The organism is Stenotrophomonas sp. BIO128-Bstrain, from assembly GCF_030128875.1.
GTDB classification, from domain to species: domain Bacteria; phylum Pseudomonadota; class Gammaproteobacteria; order Xanthomonadales; family Xanthomonadaceae; genus Stenotrophomonas; species Stenotrophomonas bentonitica_A.
This window is the reverse complement of the sequence record NZ_CP124620.1, coordinates 2,082,187-2,095,207: the sequence shown is the minus strand read 5'-3', so window position 1 is coordinate 2,095,207 and position 13,021 is coordinate 2,082,187. Positions and strand designations below refer to the sequence as shown.

The window sequence follows — 13,021 nt, the reverse complement described above, 5'->3', positions numbered from 1 at the left end:
GGGTACCTGTGAACTAGACTGCCTGAGGACAATCATCTGTGAACTGGATTCATCCCATGGCAGGCACCGACATCAACCGTTCCGGCGAACTGGAAGTGTTCGTCCGGGTCATCGAAACCGGCGGGTTTTCAGCGGCTGCGCGTTCGTTGGACCTGAGTCCCTCGGCGGTCAGCAAGCTGGTCTCGCGGCTCGAACAGCGGCTCGGCACACGCCTGCTGCAGCGCTCCACCCGCCAGCTGCAGCTGACCCAGGAGGGCTGCGCGTTCTATGAGCGCGGGCTGCGGGTGCTGGCCGATCTGGATGAAGCCGAGCGCTGTGCCAGCGCCCATGCCGAACCGCGTGGGCGCCTGCGGGTGAATGCCAATGTGCCGTTTGGCCAGCATTTTCTGCTGCCGCTGCTGCCGGACTTTCTCGCGCTGCACCCGCAGGTCGGCGTGGATCTGGTGCTGACCGACGAGGTGATCGACCTGCTCGAGCAGCGCACCGATGTGGCGGTGCGCGCCGGCCCGCTGAAAAGCTCCAGCCTGGTTGCGCGGCGACTGGGCGCGACCCGGATGATGATCGTCGCCGCCCCCAGCTACGCCGCCCGACACGGCCTGCCGCAGGACGCCGACATGCTGATGGCGCACAACCGGCTCGATATCGGGCATCCGCGTACGCAGGTCGGCTGGCCGCTGGTCGTTGATGGCGAGCGGCAGGTCGTGCCCACCCAGGGCAATGCACGCGCCAGCGACGGCGAGGCGCTGCGCAGGCTGGTGCTCGGTGGCGTGGGCATGGCGCGGCTGGCGGCGTTCCAGGTGCAGGCCGATGTGGCGGCCGGGCGCCTGCTGCCGGTGCTGGAATCGGCCAACCCTGGTGATCTGGAGGAGGTGCACGCGGTGTTCCAGGGGCAGGGCGGCTACCTGCCGCTGCGCGTGCGCGCGCTGCTGGATTTTCTGGTCGCGCGGGTGGATCTGGCCCAGCCGTTGGGGTGAGGGGTGTGGGGTGGATGCCGCGGGCGGAAGCGGGTCCGCGGGGAGCCGGCCAGCGGCCGGCACTACCGGGTCGTGGCCGGCAGGTACCGACCGTTGGTCGGTACGTTGGAGCGGGTAGGTACCGACCGTTGGTCGGTACCCGGCCTCAAACCTGCAACAGCTTGCGCGCCGCGGCGCGGGCTTCCTTGCTGACTTCCACGCCGCCCAGCATCCGCGCGAGCTCTTCTTCGCGGGCCTTGGTGTCCAGCTTCTCGACCGCACTCTGGGTCATGCCGTCCACCGGGGCCTTGCTGACCCGGTAGTGGGCGTGGCCCTTGGAGGCGACCTGGGGCAGGTGGGTGACGCACAGCACCTGACGCTTCTCGCCCAAGGCGCGCAGCTTCTGCCCGACGATGTCGGCCACGGCGCCGCCGATGCCTGAATCGACTTCGTCGAAGACCATGGTCGGCACGGCATCCAGGCCCAAGGCGGCGACTTCGATCGCCAGCGAGATGCGCGACAGTTCACCGCCCGAGGCCACCTTGCGCAGGGCGCGCGGCGGCTGGCCGGCGTTGGCGGCAACGAGAAACTCGACCCGCTCGGCCCCGTTCGGGTCCGGCTTGACCACGCTCTGCCGCTCGATATCGATCAGGAACTGACCGCCGCCCATGCCCAGCTCGCCGATCAGGGTGGTGGTGGTGTCCGACAGGGCCTTGGCAGCCTTCCGGCGGCTGGCGCTGAGCACCTCGGCCACGGTCGTCCACTGGCCGGCGGCACGGTCGATCTCGCCGGCCAGGGTCTGCAGGCGCTCGTCGGCACCGCGCAGCTGCTCGACTTCGGCCTCCATGGCATCGCGGTGCTCGCCCAGCGCTTCCATCGGCACGCGGTGCTTGCGGGCGAGGTCGTGCAGGCGGCCCAGGCGGCGCTCGATGTCCTCGAACTGCTCGGGGTCGGCATCCAGGTCGTCGTGGACGCGATCAAGCAGGGACAGCGCTTCGTCCAGTTGGATGGCGGCACTGTCGAGCAGTGCATCGACCTCGCCGAGCCGGCTGTCGTGCTCGGCCACGCGGGCAAGATCATGCCGGGTCTGCTGCAGCAGCTGCAGCACCGAGACCTCGTCGTCGCCGTTGAGGCGGCTGACGGCCACGTCGCAGGCGCCGATCAGCGCGCTGGCATGGGCCTGGCGGCGGTGGCTGCTGCCCAGGGTGGCGATCGAGGCCGGGTCCAGGTCTTCGCGCTTGAGCTCGCTGAGCTGGTGCTCCAGGTAACCGATCCGGTCGCTGACATCGCCCTGGCGCGACAGCGCCTCGGCTTCGTCCACCAGCGCCTGCCAGCGTGCCGCGGTCTGGCGGACCTGGGCGCGCTCGGCGTCGTTGCGGGCGAAGGCGTCCAGCAGCGAGAGCTGCGAGGGGCGCGAGAGCAGGGCCTGCTGTTCGTGCTGGCCGTGGATCTCCACCAGCATGCCGGCCAGCTCGGTCAGCTGGGTCAGCGTCACCGGGCGGCCGTTGATGAAGGCGCGCGAACCGCCATCGGCGCGGATCACCCGGCGCAGTTGGCACTGTTCTTCGTCGTCCAGCTCGTTGTCGCGCAGCCACTGGCGGGCCGGCGCATCGGCCGGCGGCGCGAATTCGGCCGAGAGCTCGGCGCGGGCGGCGCCGTGGCGGACCACGCCGCTGTCGGCGCGCAGCCCGGACAGGAAGCCCAGCGCGTCCACCATCAGCGACTTGCCCGCGCCGGTTTCACCCGAGACCACGGTCATGCCGGCGCCGAATTCCAGCTCGGTGGCGCGGACGACCGCGAAATCCTTGATCGATAGATGTCTAAGCATGGTCTACGTTGTACACGAGGGGCGTCTCCAAGCCGCGCAAGCTAGCATGGGCGGGGGGCGTCTCCAATGACTTGCCAACGCCCCGTGCAGCCATTATCTAAGTGGGCGTCTCACAGGCTGATTCCATGCACCCTTCCGCGTCCCATCTCGCCCCGCGTGCCCGCCATCTACTGCGGACGCTGATCGCGCGCCACATCCAGGATGGCGAGCCGGTCGGCTCGCAGACGCTTGCCCGGCATGCCGGCCTGGATGTCAGCCCGGCCACCATCCGCAACATCCTGGGCGACCTGGAAGACCTCGGCCTGCTCAGCTCGCCGCATACCTCGGCCGGCCGCGTGCCGACCGCGCACGGTTACCGGGTGTTCGTGGACAGCCTGGTCAAGATGCAGCCGCCGGGGGAGGGTGAGCTCAGCCGCCTGCGCACCGAGCTGGCCACCGGCACCGGCACCCAGGCCCTGCTCGGCAGTGCCTCGGAGCTGCTCTCGGCGATGAGCCATTTCGTCGGGGTGGTCAGCGCCCCGCGCCGGGAACAGTTCGCGTTCCGGCACATCGACTTCGTGGCGCTGGACGCGCGTCGGGTGCTGGCGATCCTGGTGTTTGCCGACAACGAAGTGCAGAACCGGGTGATCGAGCCGCGCCGCAGCTTCGATCCGGGCGAGCTGGAGCAGGTCGCCAACTACCTCAACGCCAACTGCGCCGGGCGGCCGCTGGCCGAGATCCGGGCCCGGCTGCTGCTGGAGCTGCGCGATGCGCAGTCGGAGATGGAGCAGCTGCTGGCGCACAGCATCGAGCTGGCCGAGCAGGCCATGGTGCCGCCGGCCGATGACATGGTGCTGGCCGGGCAGACCCGGCTGATGGGTGTGCAGGACCTGTCCGACCTGGAGCGCCTGCGCGAGCTGTTCGACGTGTTCGCCAGCAAGCGCGAGATCCTCCAGCTGCTCGAACGCACCATCCAGGCCCCGGGAGTGCGCATCTTCATTGGCGAGGAGACCGGGGTGATGCCGCTGGAAAGCGTCTCGCTGGTCACCGCCCCGTATTCGGCCGATGGCCAGGTGCTGGGCGTGCTGGGGGTGATCGGCCCCAAGCGGATGGCCTACGACCGGATGATTCCGCTGGTGGAAGCCACCGCCCAGGTGCTGGGCGCTGCGCTGGGCTCGCCCGGTGGCGGCGGATTGTCCCGCGATCGCGCATAAAGCGGCCTTGGACTCTTGAATCCCGTAGCCGCGCCCACATAGGGGTGGGTGGAGGCGGAGAGTCACCGCCAAGGATCCGGAAATGAACCAAGATCAGTCAGATATCGCATCCCAGAATCCCGCCGGCGAGCCGGCCGCGGAGCCGTCCCTGCAGCAGCAGCTGGACAGCCTGCACAACGAGCTGGCGCTGCTGCGCTCGGAGTCGCTGCGCGAGCGCGCCGACCTGGACAACCAGCGCAAGCGCGTGGCCCGCGACGTCGAACAGGCGCGCCGCTTCGCCAACGAAAAGCTGCTCGGCGAGCTGCTGCCGGTCTTCGACAGCCTCGATGCCGGCCTCAATGCCGCCGGCAGTGACCCGAGCCCGCTGCGCGAAGGTCTCGAACTGACCTACAAGCAGCTGCTCAAGGTCGCCGCCGACAACGGCCTGACCCTGCTCGACCCGACCGGGCAGACCTTCAACCCGGACCACCACCAGGCCATCAGCCAAGTCGACGCGCCCGGCGCGGCGCCGGGCAGCGTGGTCCAGGTGTTCCAGAAGGGCTACCTGCTCAACGACCGCCTGCTGCGTCCGGCGCTGGTCGTGGTGGCCCGCGACTGATCCGCAGGCCGGTGAGCCGGGCGTGGCCCGGCTGCTCGACCGGACGCTGAACGCGTTGGGTCGCCATCGAACACTGTGTTTGATGGACGGCTTGAAAGTGTCCCCAGCGTCCCACACATCCCATTCATAACCCGGCAACTGCCGGATGTACCCAGAACTTTCAGGAGTCTCCCTCATGGGCAAGATCATTGGTATCGACCTCGGCACCACCAACTCGTGTGTGGCGATCATGGACGGCGGCAAGGCCCGCGTCATCGAAAACGCGGAAGGCGATCGCACCACGCCTTCCATCGTCGCCTACACCAAGGACGGCGAAGTCCTGGTCGGCGCCTCGGCCAAGCGCCAGGCCGTGACCAACCCCAAGAACACCTTCTACGCTGTCAAGCGCCTGATCGGCCGCAAGTTCACCGACGCTGAAGTCCAGAAGGACATCGCGCACGTGCCCTACGGCATCCTGGCCCATGACAATGGCGACGCCTGGGTGCAGACCAGCGACGGCAAGAAGATGGCCCCGCAGGAAATCTCCGCCCGCGTGCTGGAGAAGATGAAGAAGACCGCCGAAGCGTTCCTGGGTGAGACCGTCACCGAGGCCGTGATCACCGTGCCGGCCTACTTCAACGACAGCCAGCGCCAGGCCACCAAGGACGCAGGCCGCATCGCCGGTCTGGAAGTCAAGCGCATCATCAACGAGCCGACCGCTGCTGCCCTGGCCTATGGCCTGGACAAGGGTGACGGCCGTGACCGCAAGATCGTTGTGTACGATCTGGGCGGCGGCACCTTCGACGTGTCGATCATCGAGATCGCCAACGTGGACGGTGAGAAGCAGTTCGAAGTGCTGGCCACCAACGGTGACACCTTCCTGGGCGGCGAAGATTTCGACAACCGCGTCATCGAGTACCTCGTCGACGAGTTCAACAAGGACCAGGGCATCGACCTGCGCAAGGATCCGCTGGCCCTGCAGCGCCTGAAGGACGCCGCCGAGCGCGCCAAGATCGAGCTGTCCACCAGCCAGCAGACCGAAGTGAACCTGCCGTACGTCACCGCTGACGCGTCGGGCCCGAAGCACCTGAACATCAAGCTGACCCGCGCCAAGCTGGAAGCGCTGGTGGAAGACCTGATCAAGAAGTCGATCGAGCCGTGCCGCATCGCGCTGAACGATGCCGGCCTGCGTTCGAGCGACATCGGTGAAGTGATCCTGGTCGGCGGTCAGACCCGCATGCCGAAGGTGCAGCAGGCCGTGACCGAGTTCTTCGGCAAGGAACCGCGCAAGGACGTCAACCCGGATGAGGCCGTGGCACTGGGTGCTGCGATCCAGGGCGGCGTGCTGGGCGGCGACGTCAAGGACGTGCTGCTGCTGGACGTGACCCCGCTGTCGCTGGGCATCGAAACCCTGGGTGGCGTGTTCACCAAGATCATCGAGAAGAACACCACCATCCCGACCAAGGCCTCGCAGGTGTTCTCCACCGCCGAGGACAACCAGTCGGCCGTGACCGTGCACGTGCTGCAGGGTGAGCGCGAGCAGGCCCGCTTCAACAAGTCGCTGGCCAAGTTCGACCTCTCCGGCATCGAGCCGTCGCCGCGCGGCCTGCCGCAGGTGGAAGTGTCCTTCGACATCGACGCCAACGGCATCCTGCACGTGTCGGCCAAGGACAAGAAGACCAACAAGGAACAGAAGGTCGAGATCAAGGCCGGTTCGGGTCTGTCCGAGGACGAGATCGCACGCATGGTCGCCGACGCGGAAGCCAACCGCGAAGAAGACAAGAAGTTCCACGAGCTGGTCCAGGCCCGCAACCAGGCTGACGCGCTGATCCACGGTACCCGTACCGCGATCACCGAGCACGGCAGCAAGGTCGGCGGCGATGTGATCGGCAAGGTGGAGTCGGCCCTGGCCGATCTGGAAACCGCGATGAAGAGCGACGACAAGGCCCAGATCGAAGCCAAGTCGAAGGTGCTGGAAGAAGCCGGCCAGGCGCTTTTTGCTGCCTCCGCAGCGGCAGAGCAGGGCGGCGCGGCGCCGGGCCCGGATGCCGGTGCCAACAACGGCGCGCACGACGATGTGGTCGACGCCGAGTTCACCGAAGTCAAGGACGACAAGAAGTCCTGATCCGGACTCGACACGGGACGTTGCGCAGGCAGCGTCCCGTTGTCATATCCCCCTTCTGGTCCTGACAGCCGTTTCCCGGCCTGTCGGGGCGCCCGGCGAAAGAGCGGACCTGGTGCCGCTCTTCCGCTTTGACGAATCCCGACTTCCGGAACCCGATTCAAGTTATGAGCAAGCGCGATTACTACGAAGTGCTGAGCGTGTCCCGCACCGCCAGCGACGAAGAACTGAAGAAGGCCTATCGCCGTTGCGCGATGAAATACCATCCGGACCGCAATCCGGGTGACAGCGAGGCCGAAGCATCCTTCAAGGAATGCAAGGAAGCCTACGAAACCCTGTCCGACAGCAACAAGCGCCGCATGTACGACGCCCACGGCCACGCCGCGTTCGAGCACGGCATGGGCGGCGGCGGTGGTCCGGGTGGCCCGGACATGGGCGATATCTTCGGGGACATCTTCGGCAACATCTTCGGCGGTGGCGCCGGCGGTGGTGGTCCGCGCCAGGCCCGTCGCGGTGCCGACATCGGTTACGTGATGGAGCTGGACCTGGAAGAAGCGGTGATGGGCGTGGAACGCCGCATCGAGATTCCGAGTCTGGTCGAGTGTGATGACTGCAATGCCAGCGGTTCGGAAGATGGCAAGGTCGAGACCTGTTCGGTCTGCCGTGGCCAGGGCCAGGTGCGCATCCAGCGCGGCATCTTCGCGATGCAGCAGGCCTGCCACCACTGCAACGGCCGTGGCCAGATCATCCAGAACCCCTGCAAGACCTGTCACGGCAATGGCCGTGTCGAGGAAGACAAGGTGTTGTCGGTCAAGGTGCCCGCGGGCGTCGATACCGGCGACCGCATCCGTCTGTCCGGTGAAGGCGAGGCCGGTCCGGCCGGCACCCCGGCAGGCGATCTGTACGTGGAAGTGCGGGTGCGCGAGCACGCGATCTTCCAGCGCGACGGCGACGACCTGCACTGCGAAGTGCCGATCCGCATCTCGCAGGCCGCGCTGGGCGATACCGTACGCGTGGCCACCCTCGGCGGCTATGCGGAAATCCGCATTCCGGCCGAAACCCAGACCGGCAAGCTGTTCCGCATGCGTGGCAAGGGCGTGCGTTCGGTGCGCAGCCGCAGCGAAGGCGACCTGTACTGCCGCGTGGTGGTGGAGACCCCGGTCAACCTCACCCCGGAGCAGCGCAAGCTGCTGGAACAGTTCGAGACCACCTTCACCGGCGAGGAAGCGCGCAAGCATTCGCCCAAGTCGGCGACCTTCATCGATGGCGTGAAGGGCTTCTGGGATCGCATGACGTCATAAGCGACGCCGGTTCTTGGGATGCAACGAAGGCCCCCTGGCGACAGGGGGCTTTTTTGTGCGCGCAGACCGGGGGTAGAGCCACCCCATGGGTGGCTGCACCGCCCGGCCAGGGTAGAGCCACCCCATGGGGTGGCTGCACGCGGTGCCGGGTGGATCGACAGCCACCCATGGGGTGGCTCTACCGGGCGGCGCCGGGCGTAAAATGTCGGCATGAACGAATCCCTCGAAAGCCACCTGGTCCACGGCCGCCGCCAGCGCCCGGACGGTCCGTCGCCGGTCGACGTCATCTCGGTCCAGTCGCAGCTGGTCTACGGCTATGCCGGCAACAGCGCTGCCGTGCCGCCGCTGCGCGCGCTGGGCGTGCGCGTGGCCGAAATCCCCACCACGCTGCTCAGCAACGCGCCGTTCTACGAGACCACGCGTGGCCGCGTGCTGCCCTCGGACTGGTTCGCCGACCTGCTCCTGGGTGCGGGCGAGCGCGGCCTGCCGCAACGCGCGCGGATGCTGGTTTCTGGTTACTTCGGCAGCGTCGGCAACGGTGCGGCCTTCGCCGATTGGCTCGATGCGGTGTTGCCGTCCTCGCCACAGCTGCGCTACTGCCTGGACCCGGTCATCGGCGACACCCATACGGGCCCTTACGTAGAGCCGGGCCTGGAAAAAGTGTTCGTCGAGCGTCTGCTTCCGCACGCCTGGCTGGTCACGCCCAATGCCTTCGAACTCGGCCGCCTCACGGGGATGCCGAGCCTGGCCCAGGACGATGCGATCGCCGCCTCGCAGGCCCTGCTCGCACGCGGTCCGGAATGGGTGCTGGCGCACAGCGTCGGCGGTGATCCGGGCCAGCTGGTCACGCTGGCGGTCAGCCGTGATGCCATCTGGCGCTGGTCCTCGCCGCATCTGCCGGTGGACGTGGCCGGGACGGGCGACGTGCTGATGTCGCTGCTGGTCGCCTTCCTGCTGCGTGGCGAAACCTTCGAACAGGCGATCTCGCGCGCCATCGCCGGCGTGCATGTCGCGCTGGAAACCACGCTGGCCAACGGCCACGAAGAGTTCGATGTGCTGGCCGCGGCGCCGGCGGCGCTGGCGCTGCCCGATCGTTTCGTTCCCGAGCGTCTGGCGTGAGTCTGACACCGGTGGTGGGCATCGTCGGCAGCGACGGTGCCTACGGGCGCTGGCTGCGCCGCTTCCTGGAACAACGTCTTGGGCTGGAGGTCATCGGGCATGACCCGGCCGATGCCGCATCGGACAGCCCGGAGACGCTGCTGGACCGCGCGGAGGTGTTGATCTTCTCCGCACCGATCCGGCACACGCCGGCGCTGATCGCCGACTATGCGGCGCGCTCTGCCGGTCGCGAAGCCGGTCGGTTGTGGCTGGATGTCACCTCGGTCAAATCCGCACCGGTGGAGGCGATGCTCGCCTCGCAGGCGGAGGTGGTGGGCCTGCACCCGATGACCGCACCGCCCAAGGCACCCACGCTCAAGGGTCGGGTGATGGTGGTCTGCGAGGCGCGCCTGTCGCAGTGGCAGCCGTTCGTGCAGCAGCTGTGCGACGCGCTGGAAGCCGAGTGCGTGCGCGCCACGCCGGAGCACCACGACCAGGTCATGGCGCTGGTGCAGGCAATGGTGCATGCCACCCATCTGGCGCAGGCCGGCGTGCTGCGCGAGTACGCGCCGATCCTGGGCGCCTTGCCGGCGTTGATGCCGTACCGCTCGGCCTCGTTCGAACTGGATACCGCGATCATCGCGCGCATCCTCTCGCTCAATCCGGCGATCTACGAAGACATCCAGTTCGGCAATCCGCACGTCGCACCGATGCTGGACCGCTTGCTGGCCCAGTTGCATCAGCTTCGGGCGCAGCTGGAGCAGGGCGATGACGCGGCACGGGCGGCGTTCCGACAGCAGCTGTTGCTGGATAATCGTGACAGCCTGGGAACCGGGGTGCTGGCCGATGGCAACTACACCTTCGAGCGGGTCGGGTACCTGCTCGCGGATCTGACCGAGCGCAATGCGATCAGCGTGCATCTCCCGGAAGACCGGCCGGGTTCCCTGCGCGAGCTGCTCCACGTGTTCGAGCGGCACCGGGTCAGCCTGGCGTCGATCCATTCCTCGCGCACGCCCGCCGGTGAGGTGCACTTCCGGGTGGGGTTCGTGGCGGGCAGCGACGCGTTGGCACTGCAGGCGGCCGCCATCGAGATCGATGCCTCCGGCATCGGCCGCGTGCTGGTGCGCTGACACGGTGCAGTGCAACATTCATCCACAGGGGGTGTGGATGATCTGCGCACAAACGTGTGGATAAGTGTGTTCGCGCCTTGCGCCAAAAGGCTGTCAAGATACTTGGTCAAAAAATGACCAACATCCGTGCAACTTTTTTGCGGGGCCTCAGGTGGTGAGGGTGAGCTCACCACCGGCGGTCCGGAACTGGCGACCGTCGCGGATCAGATGGCGGCCGTCGGCCAACTCATAGCGCGCCCCCTGGCTGTTGCCGGCGGCCGCATCGGCCTGCTCATCCTTGAACTCGATGATGACGTAGTCGTCGCCGTTGGCATCGGTGGCGGGAAACTGTCGGAACGACATGAAACACCTCCTGCAGCGCATCCAGTGAGGGCTGCAGGATGCGACGCCCGGTGTTACCGGCCCGTCATCAATCGATGAACTGCAGGCGCGCCAGTTCGGCGTAGAGACCGCCTTCGGCCAGCAGTTCGGCATGCGTGCCCTGGGCCACGATGCGACCGTGGTCCATCACCACGATGCGGTCGGCCTTGAGCACGGTGGCCAGGCGGTGCGCGATCACCAGCGTGGTGCGCCCGGCCATCAGGCGCTCCAGCGCCTGCTGCACGGCGCGCTCGCTCTGTGCATCCAGCGCGCTGGTGGCTTCGTCGAGCAACAGGATCGGCGCGTTCTTGAGCAGGGCGCGCGCGATCGCGATGCGCTGCTGCTGGCCGCCGGACAGGCGCGCACCGCGCTCGCCAAGCTCGCTGGCATACCCCTCGGGCAGGGCGCGCAGGAACTCATCGGCCTCGGCCGCTTCGGCCGCGCGCTGTACCTCTTCATCGGTCGCATCCAGGCGCCCGTAGCGGATGTTCTCGAACGCGCTGCTGGCAAACAGGGTCGGCTGCTGCGGCACCAGTGCCAGCTGCTCGCGCAGCTGCGCGGGGTCGACCTGGCGCAGGTCCACGCCGTCCACGAGGATGCGGCCGGCAGCCGGATCGTGGAAGCGCAGCAGCATCGACAGGATGGTGCTCTTGCCGGCGCCGGAGGGACCGACCAGCGCGACCGTTTCACCCGGTCGCACGTGCAGGTCCACATGATCCAGCGCGGCCGTATCCGGGCGCTGCGGGTAATGGAACACCACCTCCTCGAACCGGATCTCGCCGCGCAGTGGCTGCGGCAACGCGGTGGGATTGGCGGGGGCGGTGATCTCGACCTCTTCCTGCAGCAGCTCGGCAATCCGGCCCATGCCACCGGAGGCACGCTGCAGTTCGTTCCAGACTTCGGCCAGTGCGCCGACCGAGCCGCCGCCGATCAGCGCATACAGCACGAACTGGCCCAGGGTGCCGGCACTCATGTTGCCGTCGATCACCTCGTGCGCGCCCAACCACAGCACGCCGACGATCGCGCCGAACACCAGCACGATGGCGCTGGCGGTGACGATCGATTGTGCGCGGATGCGCCGGCGTGCGGCACCGATGGCATCGCTGAGGGCGGCGTTGAAGCGGCCACGTTCATAGGGCTCGCGCGCGTGCGCCTGCACGGTGCGTACCGCGCCCAGGGTTTCCGAAGCCAGGCTGTTGGCATCGGCGATGCGGTCCTGGCTGGCGCGCGCGATGCTGCGCAGGCGGCGGGCGCCGATGATGATCGGCAGCACCGCCAGCGGAATGCCGACCAGCGACCAGGCCGCCAAGTGCGGGCTGGTCACGAACAGCATCACCAGGCTGCCGATCACGGTGACGCTGCTGCGCAGGGCCACCGACATGGTCGAGCCGATCACGCTGCGCAGCAGTTCGCTGTCGGCGGTCAGGCGCGAGACCAGCTCGCCGCTGCGGCTGCGGTCATGGAAGCCGGCGCCCAGGGTGATCAGGTGCGCGTACAGGCGGCTGCGCAGGTCGGCGACCACCTTTTCCCCCAACAGGGAGACGAAGAAAAAGCGAGCGGCCGTGGCCAGCGCCAGCACCACCGCGACCAGGAACAGCAGGGCAAAGGCCTTGTTGATCTGGCCCCCACTGTTGAAGCCGTGGTCGATCATCTGGCGGACCGCGACCGGCAGGCTCAGCGTAGCCACCGACGACACGGCCAAGGCCACCAGCCAGGCGCTGAACAGCCCGACATGCCGGCGCACGAATGGCCACAGCGTGTTCAAGCTGCCCAATCGGCGCATCGGCGTGTCTTGCGGAGCGGGTGCGTCAGTCATTCGATGGGCCTGGTTCGATGCGGGATTCAATACGGACACGATCACGAGTGGCGTCGCGGAGGCGGTTTTTCAACAGCTCGACCTGATCGGCCGGCAAGCGCAGGTGCAGGTTCACGCCGTCGGCGGTGAAGGCTTCGCCCACTTTTTCGGCCAGATGCGCGCCCAGCGCGGCATGCAGCGGGCCCAGATCTTCGAAGCCGGCGTGCACATCCAGTTCGGCCATGGCGATCAGAGGCAGCCGTGGCGCGACCCGCAGGCACTCGGCGGCGGTACCGCCGTAGGCGCGCACCAGGCCGCCCGCGCCGAGCTTGATGCCGCCGTACCAGCGGGTGACCACGACCATCACCCGGTCGAAGCCCTGGCCATCGATCGCCGCCAGGATCGGGCGGCCGGCGGTGCCAGCGGGCTCGCCGTCGTCGCTGGAACGGTAGTCGTTGCCGTAGCGATAGGCCCAGCAGTTGTGGGTGGCATCCACGACGGCAACCTGCTGCAGGAATTCCAGCGCGGCGGCCACATGTGGGATCGGCGCGGCGTGGGCGATGAAGCGGCTGTGCTTGATGTCCAGGCTGTGGCTGACGGTGGTGGCGAGCGTATCGGGCATTCCCGCCATTCTAGTGGGGATGCCCGTTCACCGTACGCGCAG

11 protein-coding genes are annotated in these 13,021 nt (G+C 67.8%); 7 read left to right on the top strand and 4 right to left on the bottom strand.

Translation table 11 applies throughout. The features are described from left to right. Positions 1–56: 56 nt before the first annotated feature. Complete coding sequence (locus tag POS15_RS09290; RefSeq protein ID WP_284129550.1) at positions 57–974, top strand: LysR family transcriptional regulator; 918 nt, start codon at positions 57–59, stop codon at positions 972–974. Between the two features lie 145 nt (positions 975–1,119). On the opposite strand, the gene recN is transcribed toward POS15_RS09290, so the two are convergent. Further along, on the bottom strand, positions 1,120–2,781 hold the full coding sequence (recN, locus tag POS15_RS09285) for a DNA repair protein RecN (RefSeq protein WP_284129549.1): 1,662 nt from the start codon (positions 2,779–2,781) through the stop codon (positions 1,120–1,122). 125 nt (positions 2,782–2,906) lie between these two features. Here recN and hrcA point away from each other — a divergent pair, with 125 nt between their 5' ends. From hrcA to POS15_RS09255, 6 genes are all read left to right on the top strand, one after another. Next, positions 2,907–3,974 (top strand): heat-inducible transcriptional repressor HrcA, encoded by a 1,068-nt coding sequence (gene hrcA / locus POS15_RS09280; protein WP_019183158.1) that lies wholly within the window; start codon positions 2,907–2,909, stop codon positions 3,972–3,974. An 82-nt stretch (positions 3,975–4,056) separates the two neighbouring features. Then, positions 4,057–4,572, top strand: a complete 516-nt coding sequence (grpE, locus tag POS15_RS09275; RefSeq protein WP_019183157.1) for a nucleotide exchange factor GrpE — start codon at positions 4,057–4,059, stop codon at positions 4,570–4,572. 175 nt (positions 4,573–4,747) lie between these two features. Beyond that, positions 4,748–6,676: a molecular chaperone DnaK gene (gene dnaK / locus POS15_RS09270; RefSeq protein ID WP_019183156.1), complete on the top strand. Its 1,929-nt coding sequence runs from the start codon at positions 4,748–4,750 to the stop codon at positions 6,674–6,676. Positions 6,677–6,840: 164 nt separating this feature from the next. Beyond that, a complete protein-coding gene (dnaJ, locus tag POS15_RS09265; RefSeq protein WP_019183155.1) occupies positions 6,841–7,974 on the top strand; it encodes a molecular chaperone DnaJ in 1,134 nt (377 codons plus the stop codon). 210 nt (positions 7,975–8,184) lie between these two features. Beyond that, positions 8,185–9,093: a pyridoxal kinase gene (gene pdxY / locus POS15_RS09260; RefSeq protein WP_284129548.1), complete on the top strand. Its 909-nt coding sequence runs from the start codon at positions 8,185–8,187 to the stop codon at positions 9,091–9,093. Continuing rightward, the gene (locus tag POS15_RS09255; RefSeq protein WP_284129547.1) at positions 9,090–10,202 is read left to right on the top strand and encodes a prephenate dehydrogenase; all 1,113 of its coding nucleotides are present in this window, start codon (positions 9,090–9,092) and stop codon (positions 10,200–10,202) included. Before pdxY ends, POS15_RS09255 begins: the two co-directional genes overlap by 4 nt. A gap of 147 nt (positions 10,203–10,349) precedes the next feature. On the opposite strand, the gene POS15_RS09250 is transcribed toward POS15_RS09255, so the two are convergent. The 3 genes from POS15_RS09250 to POS15_RS09240 all read right to left on the bottom strand — a co-directional run bounded on the left by POS15_RS09250 (position 10,350) and on the right by POS15_RS09240 (position 12,979). Then, complete coding sequence (locus tag POS15_RS09250) at positions 10,350–10,544, bottom strand: hypothetical protein (RefSeq protein WP_019183151.1); 195 nt, start codon at positions 10,542–10,544, stop codon at positions 10,350–10,352. A 67-nt stretch (positions 10,545–10,611) separates the two neighbouring features. Continuing rightward, positions 10,612–12,378: an ABC transporter transmembrane domain-containing protein gene (locus POS15_RS09245; RefSeq protein WP_046272951.1), complete on the bottom strand. Its 1,767-nt coding sequence runs from the start codon at positions 12,376–12,378 to the stop codon at positions 10,612–10,614. Further along, a complete protein-coding gene (locus tag POS15_RS09240) occupies positions 12,371–12,979 on the bottom strand; it encodes a YigZ family protein (protein WP_019183149.1) in 609 nt (202 codons plus the stop codon). The genes POS15_RS09245 and POS15_RS09240 overlap by 8 nt, the downstream gene beginning before the upstream one ends. Between the last annotated feature and the right edge of the window lie 42 nt (positions 12,980–13,021).